The following is a 14,915-nucleotide window of genomic DNA, read 5'->3' as shown; positions in this document are numbered from 1 at the left end:
TTTTTTGACATTATAGGAAACTTGTTGTTTCCTATAATGTCAAAAAGCTCCGCGAGGATGCGATCACCGCACAGAGGAAGATTGCATAAGCAATTGTGCGGTGACGCGCAAAGTGGGCAAGCCCACTTTGTTCTTACCGTATTAGGAAGGTGTTATCACTTTGCCTTTTTGCGCGCCGCACGCATGACAATCACCTTAATCGTTTTCTTTTTGCCGTTCGGAAGCCGGATCGTAATCTTTGTTGTTCCCTTTTTCTTTGCTTTAACTTTTCCCTTCTTGTTGACGGATGCGATCCGTTTGTTTTTGCTCTGAAAGGTCAGCTTCCGGTATGAACCGGAAGGGGTTACGATGATCGGCAGCTTTTTAGAACGTCCCTTTTTGATCCGGATGGTTTTCTTCTTCAGTTTCACCGTTACTGTTCCGCTTTTGGCACTCGTCTGTGTGTCAGAGACGGATGGATCAGACGGAGCGGATGAAGAAGAAGGTGATGTTGAAGCGGAACCGGACGGAGCTGCTGACGATGAAGCGGCCGGGGCAGGTGATACTGCCGGGGTACGTGATATTGCCGGGGTGTGTGATGCTGCCGGATCGGGGGAGGAAACGGCGGAAGGCACCGGCGCAGCCGAACCGGTCTGAGCAGGAGTGGCTGATGGTGAAGCAGAGGATGGAGCCTCTGTGTTTTTCCAATTATCCACGGCATCATATTCCGTTCCGGAGATCTTGTTTCCCAGTGCTTTCAAACAGACATTATTCATATTGTAGGTTTTGTGTCCGATCGTGCAGGATGTATTGTCCATCCATTTTCCGTCTGTGTACAGAAAGCTCTGTCCTGTGCTGCTGTGATATGTGGCAAGAGTGGAGGAATCGTTGGATCCCTCGATCGGAACATAGACCTGATTACCGTTTCCCGCATAATAGGTCATGACCAGTGAGAAGCTCTCGCCGGTGGCAATCGCAGCAGGAGTGGTCAGAGAAACCGTATGGTAACCGGCATGCTTTGCTGTCCCGGAAGTGGTACACTGCGAGATCAGTGTGCCGCTTGTCGGGCGGGTGCCGGTGATATGGCGGTATACCTGAATCTGATACGGCTGATCATCGGTATAGGTGTAGAAACCGGCGGCACCGATGCTGCAGGCATTGTCGGTATCATTCGTGAATATATTTGCAAAGGAAATATCTGAGGAATCATAAAACATATTGCCCCAGCCAATGCCGTCATACTGGAAATTCGTATCATAACGGTCTGCCGGTTCTGCCTCGAAGGTACATGCCTCGCACAGAGAAGTATCATAGTAGGATACCCAGTAATAGCCATTGGTGCTGTACTTGTAATTCTCGCCGTAGCTTCCGGCGATCAGCCATGCTCCCTTGCCCGGAGCCTCGCGGGAGTACTGATTAAAGATGTCATCCCATCCGATGATCGTGACGCAGTGGTTGGCGTCATCTGCGGTACGTTTGTGCTCGTAGGCAGAGGTGACGGTGTCATCATGGTACATATTGGAGCTGTCAAAATAAAGAGAGATATCAACGGAACCATGCTCCATGACAGCTTTCTTGATGCCGGCAATATCATCGGTATCATAGAAATTTACTTCCTTCAGATGAAGCTCGGACTGCGTACGAAATGTGTCCGGTTTTTGGGACATATCGCTGACCATCTGCTTTAATTCCTGTGAGCTTCCTGCGGAAAACGGAGCGGCACTTTCGGATACCACACCCCACCAGTTCGCTAATATGAAGCTGGCAATATAAGCGTTACCGCCGAGATTATAATAGCTGTCCGGATCTGAGGAGTCAGTCAGACAGTCGCCGTAAAGACTGTCCGTAATATCGGACAGAGGATCATAAGCATACCAGACCAGATGGCTCTCGGAAAAGTCTGCAGTATTCAGGGAGACGAGCGCTTGACGGATGCTGTCGGATTCCAGTGCCTTGATAGCTGCAAAGGACCAGCAGCTTCCGGTGACGCCCTGATTCCGGATCGGTGTGACAAGATCGTACTCGCGGGAGTCATAGCTTGACGGGAGTGCGGCAGCCCTTCGGCGGGAACCGGTTTTGGAGGAGTGTGTCTCGATAGAAACCTCTTCGCCGTCTTCGTCAATGTATCGGGAGTGGATCAGCCCGCCGGTGCCTTTGGTATCAATGCGGCGGATGATCGACAGTGTGGAGGTATCCGATGCCTGTGTGTAAGGAACGCAGTTAAAGCCGGATACGGTAAGGGCGACGGTTATAAGGACCGCGGTAATGGTATGTTTTTTCAAAAAGAGCCCCCTTTCTGTAAAATATGATATTCCAAGTGATGTTACGGATTGCTCCATTGCCGGGCAATTTCCACAATCTCTATATTATACATTTTACCATAGAAACATGAAAAAAAGATGTCGGAATCACATTTTGTCGAAAGAAACATGAAAATGACAAGCGATGCCGTCTGTTCAGAACCGTCTCCTGCCGCTATCATGAAAGAAACAGTTTGAATCTCCTGTTAAAGAAAATACCGTAAATTATTTTTTGTGACAGGCGGGTGAAGCTGGTTATTTCATCGAGAAAAAGGGAGGAAAGAATGAGGATGGATATGAAGGCACAACTGGAAAATTACAATGTGTTATTTGTTCTGATGGGAATCTGTGCATTTGCGGTTCTGATGAAGGCAGTAAGCTACGGAATGTTTCATAAGCTGCTATGGGATTCCAATCAGATGGGGACAACGAGAAACCGTTGGATGAAAGCAATGATGTCAAAGTTTGAAGCGTATTATAAGCTGCATATCAGTGTACATAATGTGGAGAATTTTGTGGACCGTTACCTGTATCATTACCGGTTTTTGGGGCTTTCCCTGCAGACCTGGGAAAACACCGGCTACTATTTTTCGGGTCTGCTTCTGGCGGGAACGGGGCTTTCCTGTTTTCTGGCGGGATATTATGGGATGACGGCAGAATGGTTCTGGGTGACGGGGCTTGTGAGTCTCCTGCTTTTGTGCGTGCAGGGAGCATCGGAGCTGTTTTTTGATACCCACAAATGTCTGCGGGTGTTCCGGATCCAGTTGATCGATTACATGGAAAATACAATGAGGGCTCGTCTGGAAAACGAATATTTCAATCAGGAGGCAACGAAGCAGTATCGCAGGGAATATTTTGAGGATACGCAGGATGCTGCCGCCACCGCTGCGGCTCTGGAGGAAGGAAACGGCGAGGGGGCTGCGGCAAAGCTTTCCGCACTCAATCAGTTAAAGGAGCTTTTGGAAACCTTCCGGGAGGAAATGAAGCTTGACCGGGATATCGCCGGAAAACAGAATGCATTATCCGAACAGACAGCGGCGGAAAAGGCGCGGCTGTTTGAGGAGATATTAGAAGAATATATGTAGAATGAAAATGGAGGATGGACATGGAAAAGGGATATATGATATCGGATGCATCAAAAATGCTGGAGGTGGAAAATCACGTTCTGCGGTACTGGGAGGAGGAACTGGAACTGCCGATCCCGCGCAATGAACTCGGACATCGCTTTTACAGGGATTCGGAGATCAAACTGTTACGGACTGTGAAGGATTTAAAGGAGCAGGGTTTTCAGCTTAAGGCGATCAAAAAGCTTCTGCCGGATCTGGAACGGGTGGAGAATATGGATCCGCAGATGCTGTATCAGCTTCGGGAGGAGCTGAATGGGGAGGTGCTTCGGGAGGCAATGGAGCATGCCAGAGGATCCGTCACCTCGATCGAACATGCCAGGGACCGTTATGAGAAGCGGCAGAAAACATGGCAGGAGAAAAGCTATGAACTGGAGCAGAGCCGGGAGAAGGAGCCGGTGCAGAGCCGTTATGGACAGACGCAGGCGGCTTCATTAGAGCGTCTTCGCCAGTTTGAGACAATGCTTCGCCAGATGATCCGGTCCTCGGTCGAGGAGGTCGGCAGGGAGTCCGAACGGCGGATCTGTGAGGAGGTTTCCGTGCGGATGCAGAAGGAGATGAATTATCTTCTGATGCAGAAGGAGGAATTGCAGGAAAAACAGATTCATCTTCTGAAGGAAATTTTACAGCAGGTCAAGGGGGAACAGGAAGAAAACGTTTCCGGCGGACAGATGCAGCCTGAAAACGGGGATGCTTCAATGGCGGCGAAGGAGATTGCAGCCGCACAGGAAAATACGGGGGATGTGACGCAGTTTTGCCACAGGGAGCGGCGAAAAGAACGAAAAAAGGCGAAGAGGAAAAAATTATTTGCGAAGTAAGTGCCGTAGTGGTATAATGAGCCACAGAAAAACAAGAGAAAACCAAGAAAGGTGAGAACAATGGGGAATTTTACATTTGAAAAATGCGGTGAGATCGAGGGTCTTTATCTGATCCAGCCAAAGGTATTTGGTGATAACCGCGGATACTTCATGGAGACATATAATTACAATGCATTTAAGGAAGCTGGTCTTGATATGGTATTTGTACAGGACAATCAGTCCAGCTCAACAAAGGGCGTGCTTCGTGGTCTTCATTATCAGAAGAACCATACACAGGGCAAGCTGGTCCGTGTGCTCAGCGGTGAGGTTTTTGATGTGGCAGTGGATATCCGTCGCGGCTCCAAGACATACGGCAAGTGGTTCGGTGTGACACTGACCGCAGAGAAGAAGAACATGTTCTATATTCCGGAAGGCTTTGCTCACGGCTTCTATGTATTGTCTGATACAGCAGAGTTTGCATATAAGTGTACGGACTTTTATGATCCTTCTTCCGAGGCAGGCATTATGTGGAATGATGAGACGATCGGTGTAGAGTGGCCGATTCCGGAGGGAGTCGTTCCGAATATTTCCGAGAAGGATGGAAAGCATCCGGTATTTTCAGAGGATATCGCATTAGATTATTGATCCCTCGGACGATGTTTTTCGGATATGGAATGATGCATATGATTGCATCCGTATCGCAACACAATTTTATAGCTTGTATCATCAGGGTCTTCGGCAGCAGCCGGAGACCTTTTTGTCCTTTTTCAAGACATTACCCTTGAAATGCTCCCTGCCAAAATGGTATAATTTTTATAATTATGCTTGGTATGCAAGTAAGCTACGGGAGGCAGCATGAAAGAGAAGATCGATCAGTATGCAAAGGGAATATTTGAATATCATATGCCGGAGGTGATTATGACGCCTTCTGCACTTTCTGTGTCTGTGGATGCCGGTGAGATCGCGCAGGGAAGCTTCCGGGTTTCCAATAGTGCGGGACGCAGCATGAAGGGGATCGTCTGCACGGATTGTGGAAGTATGATACTGGAAAAGGAAGCATTTCAGGGGACGGACAATGAAATCTCTTTCGCCTTCCGGGGAACCTGTTGTGAGCCGGGAGATGTGATCCACGGAAGGATCCGCATCCTTTCGGACTGCGGCGTGGCAGAGCTTGCATTTACCGTGAACGTTGCCGTACCTGCATGTGATACCTCTGCGGGGCGTATCCGCGATCTGAATCAGTTTACGGAGCTGGTGCGCAGCCATTATGTGGAGGCACTCCGCCTTTTTCAGAGTCCGTCCTTTGCAAGGATCTTTCTGCAGAATAAGGAGACATATCTGGAGCGCTACCACGGTCTCATGAAGGGCAACGACAAAAGCATGGCATTAGAGGAGTTTCTGATCGCTGCGCATAAGAAAACACCGGTACAGCTTACGGTGGAGAAGAGGGAGCTGCAGTACCCGAACTGCGAGAAAGTATTTGCGGACAAGCTTGTACTTCGCAGGGACACCTGGGGTTACGGTGAATATGAGGTAAAGTCGGATGCGGCATTTGTGCGTTTTGACCGTTCCTGTGTCCGTACGACAGACTTTGCCGGGGACGTCTATGAGCTGCCGTTTGTGATCAATCCGGATTGCATGTCGATCGGACACAATTTTGCGCGCATCACGATCAGCAGTGCCCGACAGACGCTGGAGATCAGGGTGATCGCACGCCGGTACTGCATGTCGGACGAGGAGCGCAGAGAGAAGATTACGCAGCAGAAGGCGGTCAGCAGCCTGTATCAAAGCTTTGTCTATTATCAGGCAGGAAAATTATCCGAAAAGGATTATGCCACATCCGTCGAAAAGAATGTCGGCAGCCTTGCTCAGTCTGAGCAGGATCAGCCGGAGCATGACAGAGATAAATACGGCTGGCTTGCCAGAGTGTTTCGGATCCATCTGGCACTTCTTAACGGCATGGAGGAAATCTTTCATCTGGAAATGTCCCAGTTAGAGGGAAATCTTATAGAAATCCGAAATCAGGAGCCGCTCTTATACTGTTCTTATTATTATCTGATGTATCTGTGGAAGCCGGAGGCGGCACAAAGAGCAGGGGCGCTGGAACAGATCCGGGAATGCTATCGGACGCAGTCCCATCATTGGTTGATCCTGTGGTTTTTATTGCAGATGGATGAACGGTATCAGATTTCCGTGAAGCGGCAGGAGGCGGTGTTAGAGCAGATAGAGGCAGGCTGCCACAGTCCGCTGATGTATCTGGAGCTGTGCCGTCTTTATAACAGTACGCCGGAGCTTGTACTGGAGTTGTCCGATGCCAGGGCGCAGGTATTTCACTGGGGACTTGCAAACCGTATGCTGGAGGAAGAATTAAAGTTCCGCTATGCCTATCTGATCAGCCGGACGAGAGATTTCTCCGGGGTCATGCTGCAGGATATGTACCGGATGTATGAGGAGCAGCCATCGGATGATCTGCTGACGATGATCTGCCAGCTTCTGATGCGGGAGCGCAGAGCATCTGCGGAGAATGTCAAATGGTACCTTCTGGGAATCGAACACAACTTAAAGATCACCGATCTTTATGAAAATTATATTTATGCACTTCAGGAGACGCCGGATATGGTGCTTCCGAACCGCATATTGCTTTATTTTTCTTATAATAATCAACTGAATGCGACTAAGAAGGCGATGCTTTATGCCTATGTGATCCGCCATAAGGACCGCGATAAGTCGACCTACGATCACTATTGCGATACGATGAAAAAGTTTGCCAGAGAGCAGCTTTTGCAGGGAAGGCTCAATGATCATCTGGCGGTGATCTATGAGGAATTTATCGGCGAGGAGGATGTGGATGAGCAGCTTGCTGCTGCATTACCGGCAATTCTTTTTGCCAGAGAGATCCGCTGTGATGATCCGCATATCGCAGGCGTCGTTGTACGTCATCGCCAGCTTCAGCAGGAGGAGACGGCTGCCTTTGTCAATGGCAGAGCGATGATCGCGGTGTTTACGGCACAGCCGCAGATATTCCTGACGGATCGGCTTGGAAGGCGTTATTCCTCCTCGATCGGTTATACGGTACACCGCATGGTGCATCTGGATCATTTGATCGTAAAATGCCTTCCGTATGTCGGAGATAATGTGCGTGTGCTCCTGCATCTGTACGAAAAAGCGGTCAGTGAAAACCGCACCGGAGAGGATATTGCCGGAATGCGCAGACGGATCCTTGGGATTGCGGGGCTGGAACCGGAATGGAAGAGATCCCTGTTTGCCATACAAATGCAATATTATTTTGATAATTTTCAGGGGGAGCTTCTGGACCGGGAACTGGAGCATATGGACTGGGAACAGGTTCTGTCGAGAGACCGTGGCAAATTTATCGAGTATTGTGCGGTGCGTCATAAGTATGAAAAAGGCATGGAAGGTCTTATGATGTTTGGCTGGGAAGGTATGGATCCGAAACGTGTGCTCAAGATCGCCGGTCATGCCTTTGTCGGTGCCGGTGAGGATGTCACACTCACGAAGCTTGCGTGGTACATTTTTCGTGCCGGAGAATTTGACAAGCCGGTATTGATGTATCTGTGCGATCATTACAGCGGGACGATTCCGGAGATGGTGCAGATCTGGAATGCCTGCCGGGAGTTCGGGATTGATATCCAGATATTGTCAGAGAGACTTCTGGCACAGATCCTATTTACGGATCAGATGGTTCCGGAGGCGTATCAGGTATTCTTTTCCTATGAGGAGAACGGTTTTAACAGGAGCTGATCCGTGCTTTTTTGAAGAGAGCGGCATATCGCTATCTGGTGCAAGGAGAAACGCTGCCGGAGGAGATTTTCGCTTCCTTCTACCAACATGTGCAGGTCGAGGAGAACCGGCCGTGTCTGCTGGCAGTGCTGAAGCATTTGTCGGATCATGGTATGCTTGCCGGCTCGGAGGCTGTGTTTGTGGATTACAATCTGCATCAGCTCTACGAAAAGAATATTATTCTTCCTTATTTTCAGAAGTTTAAGGATAAGCTTGTCCTGCCGGATACCCTGCTAAAGGAGCAGTATGTAGAATATACGGCAGATCCGGCGCATGAGGTGAAAATCCGGTACACCTATATTGTGGACGGACAGCATCAGCCGACGGTGACGGAGGTGATGCCGGATGTGTTTGAAGGAATCCGTGTCCGCGGCTTTATCCTGTTTCAGGATGAGACAGTAGAGTATCAGGTGCTGGAGATTGATGAGGACGGCAACGAGAAATGCACGGAGCCTGTCTGCTTAAATTATGTGGATCAGATGGGTGAAGAGGAAGGCATCAATGGTTACCGTATGTTAAACAATATGCTTTCCAGACAGAATACCGGAGATGAGGAACTGTTGGATCTGATGCAGGAGTATGCAGAGAAACGGGCGATCGTAAAGCTATTGATGAAACCGGATGATGGAGGCAGAGGAATAAATGACCGAAGATAGAAAATTACTGGTAGGAGTTGATCTGAGTAATGATTTCACACAGTTGTCCTGCTATCGACGGGATATTGACAAGGTGATACCGGCAGGGCGTCTGGTTGGAAGAGAGAGAGAATATGAATGCCCAACCGTTTTATCCTGGCAGCCGGTCAAGAAAGAGTGGCTGTTTGGAACAGAGGCACTGATGGCAGCAGAGCGCGAAGAGGTGTACCTTTTTCGGGACATGTTAAAACAGATCTCCGAGAAGAACAAGGTCACGGCAGGAGATATGGAGCTTGAACCGGTCGATGCACTGGTGCGTTTTTTTGTCAAGCTGTTAAGCTGCCTGAAGGAATATTTTCCGAGTGAGACGATCCGTAAGCTGGTCATCTCAGTGTCCGATAAAACGGACAATCTGGTGAATGCGCTCAAGGGGGCATTGAACAGGATCGGGATCGGCGAGGAACGCTATGTGATTCAGCTGCACCAGCAGAGTTATATGTATTATGCACTCAGCCAGAAGAAAGAGCTGTGGCTCAATGATGTGGCGTTGTTTGAGTTTGGCAGGGACGGTCTGTTTTATTCGCAGATCCATATTGACCGCAGAAATATTCCGTATATTGTCGGCGTCAAAAAGATCGATCTCAGCCAGAATTTGAACTGGGATATGATGGAGCATGACAGCAGCTTCAAGATGGAATATGCGTTTGTCAATCTTGCCAACACACAGATGCATAAGCAGATGATCTCCACGATCTATGTGACCGGGGAGGGTTTTCAGGGAGAATGGGCCAATACCGCATTAAGCCAGCTGTGTACCGGCAGACGTGTTTTTCGTGGTGGAAATCTGTTTACAAAGGGTGCCTGCATTGCGGCGAGGGAGTTTGCCGGGGAAGGTGTGATGAGCGATTTTCTGTTTCTGGATCAGGAGATGATCCACACCGGCATTTCCCTGCGGGTCTATAAGGATGCCAAAATGCAGGAACTGCCTCTGGTCAGAGCAGGAGTTCCGTGGAAGGATGTAGATGTCAGTGTGGATTTTATTACGGATGACGAGGAGGAGCTGCAGCTGACGATACAGAATGTGCTTCGAAGAGAGACAACGGTACATCTGTTATCGCTGGAGGGCTTTGACGAGCGTCCAAATAAAATGACGCGTTTTACGCTGAGGCTTCGATTTGCCGATGCTTCTCACTGCATTGTGACGCTGAAGGATAATGGCTTTGGAGAGTATTGTCCGTCCAGCAATCGTATCTGGGAACGTTATCTCAGTCTGTGATTGGAGGAATTTCATGGGAAAGTTAATATTATGCAGCAGTGTCATTGCGAAGAATCCCTACTGTTTTCCGATGACGAAGACGAAGGTGTATTCCATCGAGGAGGTCTGCTATTACATTAGAAATAATATTTATATGATGCAGGAGGAGGTCTTTGACCGGGGGTTCGCGGACTGGATCCGAGGGGAGCTTGGCATGGAGGAGACCGCCGATAAGCTTGACCGTATGCGGGAGGATCACAATAATCTCAAGGATATTGTTGTTACGCTGTGCTGCAGCTGCGATTATTATACGGAGAGTGAGATCAATGAGTTGATCGTCATTATGGATCAGACACAGAATGTGCCGATGAGGGGAAGACAGAAGATCAAGGCGGACACCTATTTGAAAAGCGGCAGTCTCGAGCGGGCAAGACAGGAGTATGAGCGTATCCTGAAAAGCCGGATATGTTAAATGCGCAGTCCGGGGAGTATGCAGATCTGTATTACCGGCTGGGAACAGCGGCGGCAGGCATGGGAGAATACCGCCAGGCGGCGCAGGCATTCCAGAAATCCTACGAATATGTCAATGACCAGAAGGCACTGGAATCCTGTCTTTACTGCCTCAAGCTTTCGGGGCGGACTGAAGAATATCAGAAACGCATTCAGGAGCTTGGGGTGACAAGAGAACAGCAGACCTCATGGAGGCACAGTATGAGGAGGCACTCAGACAGAGTGTGGACAGCAGAGAGTGCCGTGTGGTGCGAAGGATACGGCGGATGAAGGAACAGGGCGATGAAGCTTATCGGAAGCAGGCAGCTGAGCTGGTATTTCAGTGGAAAGACGAGTACCGCAAAAGCATGCTTTCATAGGTAGAAAGAGGGGTTATCACAGATGGCATTTTGGCATCGGAAAAAGAAAAAGCAAAATAGTCTCCGGGCGGAGGAGAATGCACAGGAGCAGAACCTTTCGCAGGAAGTGGCAGAAGAGATGACTGGAGAAGAGAAACGTCTTTCTGAGAAAGAGCTTGCGGCAGAGCGTGTGGTTCCAAAGGGGAAAGCGGAGCAGAAGCGCTTCGTACAGGCCTGTCTCGAGTCGATCCGGGAATGTGAGCGGCAGACAGAGATTGCCCGCGCAGAATACGGGCAGGTGACGGAATACCTGACGGACATTCAGAAGATTGACCGGATTGCAGGTGAAGAAAGAGAAAAACTGCTCGAGCTTTGCAAACGGATCCAGCGTCTGCTGCAGGAGAGAAATCAATATAAGAACCGGACACTCACGATCACAGAGCGTCAGATGCGGCGGTTTGACCGGTATCAGGACGAGCTGATCGATGAGATCAAGAAAATGTATGAGAATGAGATGTACCAGAAGGCGATCGACAGTGATATGAAGCATCTCGAGGCAGAAAAGGCATATATTAAGGAGAATCAGAGAGAGATTGCCGGGAGACAGGACTTTTTAAAAAAGCTTGCCAAGGGTATTTCCGGTCTGATCGGCTCGCTGATCGTGCTGTTTATACTGCTGTACTTTAATCTGGACAGCAATATGACCTATCCGTATATTGGAACACTGGCACTTGCGGCGGTATCTGCGGTTGTGATCTTTACTGAGTCTAACAAGAACCGGTATGAGATCACATTGTCCGAGAAAAAATATAACAAGGCAGTGGAGCTGTTGAACAGGACGAAGATCAAGTATGTCAACAATGTCAGTGTGCTTGATTATAACCGTGAAAAGTTTGGTGTGAAAAATGCTGCTGATTTTGAAGAACTCTGGGGGGAATACTGTAAGGCGAAGGAATACGAGCGGAGATTCCGGGAAAACACCGAGCAGCTTTCTAAGAGTAATGATGCATTGCAGCAGCAGCTTGACCGCCATGAGGTTTCCGACACCGAGGTATGGCTGGTGCAGACCTACGCAATCTTAGATGACCGCGAGATGGTGGAAATCCGTCATGACCTGAATCAGAGACGGCAGAAGCTGCGTGAGCAGATCCGTTATAACACCGAAGTCAAAGAGGATTATGAAAAGCAGATCCGTGAAGTGGCTGGAAGCAGTGAAAACGGTTCGGAAATTGTGGAAGAAGTGCTTGACAAATAAAAAAACATATGATAACATGATTTTTGTTGTGCAGTAAATGTGCTGTGATGCAGCCGATGTACAGCGGAGAATATAACAACAAAGCAGAGAAATCCACTCTCACCTTAGCACAGAGCGTGACTCGGGTTAAATAATGACATCAGTCTCCGGTTTGGGGTTTGTGATAGGATCAGTGGATAGAGCTTTGCTTATCCACTTTTTTTATGGAGGTGCAGAATCATTAGTAGGACAGCAGTAAATGAGCAGATCAGAGACAGAGAGATTCGTCTGATCGGCGAGGACGGGGAACAGTTGGGAATCATGTCAGCACGAGATGCCATGAAGCTTGCGAGAGAAGCAGATCTTGACTTGGTAAAGATTGCACCGAACGCAAAGCCGCCGGTATGTAAGATCGTGGATTACGGTAAGTATCGTTATGAGCAGGCACGTCGTGAGAAAGAGGCAAAGAAAAAGCAGAGAACAATGGAAGTCAAGGAAATCCGTTTGTCTCCGAATATCGATGTCAATGACCTGAACACAAAGGCAAATCAAGCGAGAAAGTTCCTGAGTAAGGGCGACCGTGTTAAAGTATCGCTTCGTTTCCGTGGTCGTGAGCTCGCACACATCAATTACAGCAAGCAGATTCTGGACAGCTTCTATGAGAAGCTTGAGGACATTTCCGTTGTTGACAAGCCGGCCAAGATGGAAGGCCGTACCATGGTAATGTTCTTATCAGAGAAGAGACAGTAAAGATTGGCTGACCGTTTATCGGTGAGCAAGGCTTTCAAGATGGTGTTTTGTCGCAGACAGATACGCCGGTTTATAAATATTATGCAAATAAGGAGGAAACTATCATGCCAAAAATGAAAACAAAGCGCGCAGCTGCAAAGCGTTTCAAAACTACAGGAACAGGAAAGCTTATGAAGATGAAAGCTTACAAGAGCCACATCCTGAATAAGAAGTCAACAAAAAGAAAGAGAAACCTGAGAAAAGCTGTAGAGGTAGATGCAACAAACGCTAAGATGATGAAGCGCATTTTACCATATTCTAAATAATAAAAGGAGGAAAGACAAATGGCACGTATTAAAGGCGGATTAAATGCAAAGAAGAAACACAATAGAGTTTTAAAGCTTGCAAAGGGATATAGAGGAGCAAGATCTAAGCAGTATAGAGTGGCTAAGCAGTCTGTTATGAGAGCCCTGACTTCTTCCTTCGCAGGCAGAAAAGAGAGAAAGAGACAGTTTAGACGTCTTTGGATCGCTCGTATCAACGCAGCAGCAAGACTTAACGGTCTTTCATACAGCAAGTTCATGTATGGTCTGAAGCTCGCTGAGATTGATATCAACAGAAAGATGCTTTCTGAGATGGCTATCTCTGATCCGGAGGGATTCGCTTCTCTCGTTGAGGTTGCTAAGAGCAAACTTGCATAATTCCATACGAATATAAATCAAGGAGAGTCCTTCGGGGCTCTTTTTCTTCTGGTATCGGAAAGGACAAAAGATGGTATTTAGTTCGGCGATATTTTTATTTGCGTTTCTACCATTGACATTTATCGGCAGTTTACTGATCCGGCAGCGGTGGGCGCAGAACGCATTTCTGACATTGGCAAGTCTGATCTTTTATGCATTTGGCGAGCCGGTGTATGTATTTCTGATGATCGCATCGGCAGGCGTCAATTATGGCTTTGGCAGAGGCATTGCGGCGGTTCGCGGTAAGAGGATGAAAAGACTGCTCCTTGTACTTGCAGTAATCTGTGATCTGGCTGTTCTCGGTGTATTCAAATATGCGGGCTTTGCGGTTACGAATGTTAATGCTTTGTTTGGAATTGCACTTCCGGTTCCGGCGATCAGGCTGCCGGTTGGGATTTCCTTTTTTACATTTCAGGCAATGTCCTATGTGATCGATGTGTACCGAAATCGGGACATGTGTCAGAAGGACTTCATGAAGGTGCTTCTCTACATTTCATTCTTCCCGCAGTTGATCGCCGGTCCGATCGTCCGGTGGAATGAGATCGAGGAGCAGATCGATCACCGTTGTCTGAACGAGACAGAGATTGCAGATGGCATCTGCCGTTTTGTAAAAGGTTTATTTAAGAAGCTGATCTTTGCAAATGGACTGGGAAAGGTGGCAGATCATGTATTTGCCTGAATATCGGACAGTACGGGATGGCGGTTGCCTGGCTGGGTGCTGTGTGTTATGCGCTTCAGATATTTTATGATTTCAGTGGATATTCCGATATGGCAATCGGTATGGCATCCATGTTTGGATTTCATTTTCAGGAGAATTTTAAGCATCCGTACAGTGCGGACAGCATTCATGAATTCTGGCGTCGCTGGCATATCTCCCTGTCTTCCTGGTTTAAGGAATATGTATATATTCCGCTCGGGGGCAACCGAAAGGGAAAGCTTCGCACAGAATGCAACAAGCTGCTTGTTTTTCTTCTGACAGGAATATGGCATGGTGCCAATTGGACCTTTGTGATCTGGGGAATGATCCACGGTATTATGAACGTACTGGAGGATACGGTTCTGCCGATCCGCAAGTGCCGGTTTAAGTGGATCGGGAATCTGTACACATGGATCATTGCGATCACGGCATTTGTTATGTTTCGGGCAGACACGGCGGCGTATGGCTGGAGGATGATCCGGACGATGTTTACCGGCTTGCGGTTTGATCTGGTGTCCCGCAGCTTTCTGATGGAGCAGCTTGATGGATATACGGTGGTGCTGATCGCCGGCGGAATCCTGTTTTCCTATCCGGTGACGGCAAAGCTTTTGAAATGTACCGGAAGCTTGCGGGACAGATATGCGGCGGTATGGGAGGTACTTAAGTATCTCGGTGTACTGGTGCTTTTGTTTTTGTGCGTCTGCAGTCTTGCCGGAGCGGCTTACAACCCATTTATTTATTTCCGGTTCTAAAAAGAGAAGCTGATCTGCAGAAAG

Annotated in this window: 15 protein-coding genes; 14 read left to right on the top strand and 1 reads right to left on the bottom strand. The window is 48.4% G+C overall.

Features of this window, described 5'->3' with window-relative positions:
* Positions 1-155 precede the first annotated feature (155 nt).
* Positions 156-2,261: a lectin like domain-containing protein gene (locus DXA20_RS04230; protein WP_158577129.1), complete on the bottom strand. Its 2,106-nt coding sequence runs from the start codon at positions 2,259-2,261 to the stop codon at positions 156-158.
* A 302-nt stretch (positions 2,262-2,563) separates the two neighbouring features.
* On the opposite strand from DXA20_RS04230, the gene DXA20_RS04225 reads away from it, so the two are divergent.
* The 14 genes from DXA20_RS04225 (at position 2,564) to DXA20_RS16650 (ending at position 14,891) form a co-directional block, all read left to right on the top strand.
* The gene (locus DXA20_RS04225; protein WP_022306788.1) at positions 2,564-3,364 is read left to right on the top strand and encodes a hypothetical protein; all 801 of its coding nucleotides are present in this window, start codon (positions 2,564-2,566) and stop codon (positions 3,362-3,364) included.
* Between the two features lie 20 nt (positions 3,365-3,384).
* The gene (locus tag DXA20_RS04220) at positions 3,385-4,221 is read left to right on the top strand and encodes a MerR family transcriptional regulator (protein WP_243100528.1); all 837 of its coding nucleotides are present in this window, start codon (positions 3,385-3,387) and stop codon (positions 4,219-4,221) included.
* 60 nt (positions 4,222-4,281) lie between these two features.
* Complete coding sequence (rfbC, locus tag DXA20_RS04215; RefSeq protein ID WP_022306786.1) at positions 4,282-4,845, top strand: dTDP-4-dehydrorhamnose 3,5-epimerase; 564 nt, start codon at positions 4,282-4,284, stop codon at positions 4,843-4,845.
* Positions 4,846-5,055: 210 nt separating this feature from the next.
* Entirely contained in the window at positions 5,056-7,962 is a 2,907-nt protein-coding gene (locus DXA20_RS04210; RefSeq protein WP_118559422.1) for a DUF5717 family protein, read from the top strand.
* 11 nt (positions 7,963-7,973) lie between these two features.
* On the top strand, positions 7,974-8,657 hold the full coding sequence (locus DXA20_RS17100) for a DUF5717 family protein (protein WP_118559421.1): 684 nt from the start codon (positions 7,974-7,976) through the stop codon (positions 8,655-8,657).
* A complete protein-coding gene (locus DXA20_RS04200; RefSeq protein WP_118559420.1) occupies positions 8,644-9,912 on the top strand; it encodes a DUF5716 family protein in 1,269 nt (422 codons plus the stop codon). Before DXA20_RS17100 ends, DXA20_RS04200 begins: the two co-directional genes overlap by 14 nt.
* A 13-nt stretch (positions 9,913-9,925) precedes the next feature.
* A complete protein-coding gene (locus DXA20_RS04195; protein WP_118559419.1) occupies positions 9,926-10,363 on the top strand; it encodes a hypothetical protein in 438 nt (145 codons plus the stop codon).
* Complete coding sequence (locus DXA20_RS04190) at positions 10,357-10,671, top strand: hypothetical protein (protein ID WP_118559418.1); 315 nt, start codon at positions 10,357-10,359, stop codon at positions 10,669-10,671. Before DXA20_RS04195 ends, DXA20_RS04190 begins: the two co-directional genes overlap by 7 nt.
* 111 nt (positions 10,672-10,782) lie before the next feature.
* A complete protein-coding gene (locus tag DXA20_RS04185) occupies positions 10,783-11,994 on the top strand; it encodes a hypothetical protein (protein ID WP_118559417.1) in 1,212 nt (403 codons plus the stop codon).
* A 219-nt stretch (positions 11,995-12,213) separates the two neighbouring features.
* Positions 12,214-12,723, top strand: coding sequence for a translation initiation factor IF-3 (gene infC / locus DXA20_RS04180; protein ID WP_118559416.1), 510 nt, complete (start codon positions 12,214-12,216; stop codon positions 12,721-12,723).
* A gap of 104 nt (positions 12,724-12,827) precedes the next feature.
* On the top strand, positions 12,828-13,028 hold the full coding sequence (gene rpmI / locus DXA20_RS04175) for a 50S ribosomal protein L35 (RefSeq protein WP_022225708.1): 201 nt from the start codon (positions 12,828-12,830) through the stop codon (positions 13,026-13,028).
* An 18-nt stretch (positions 13,029-13,046) separates the two neighbouring features.
* The gene (gene rplT / locus DXA20_RS04170; protein WP_022306780.1) at positions 13,047-13,403 is read left to right on the top strand and encodes a 50S ribosomal protein L20; all 357 of its coding nucleotides are present in this window, start codon (positions 13,047-13,049) and stop codon (positions 13,401-13,403) included.
* A gap of 70 nt (positions 13,404-13,473) precedes the next feature.
* A complete protein-coding gene (locus DXA20_RS16655; RefSeq protein WP_243100527.1) occupies positions 13,474-14,121 on the top strand; it encodes an MBOAT family O-acyltransferase in 648 nt (215 codons plus the stop codon).
* Between the two features lie 17 nt (positions 14,122-14,138).
* The gene (locus DXA20_RS16650) at positions 14,139-14,891 is read left to right on the top strand and encodes an MBOAT family O-acyltransferase (RefSeq protein WP_243100526.1); all 753 of its coding nucleotides are present in this window, start codon (positions 14,139-14,141) and stop codon (positions 14,889-14,891) included.
* Positions 14,892-14,915: the final 24 nt, after the last annotated feature.

The organism is Roseburia sp. AM59-24XD (genome assembly GCF_003478445.1).
Lineage (GTDB): Bacteria > Bacillota > Clostridia > Lachnospirales > Lachnospiraceae > Jutongia.
This window is presented reverse-complemented; position numbering and strand designations above follow the sequence as displayed.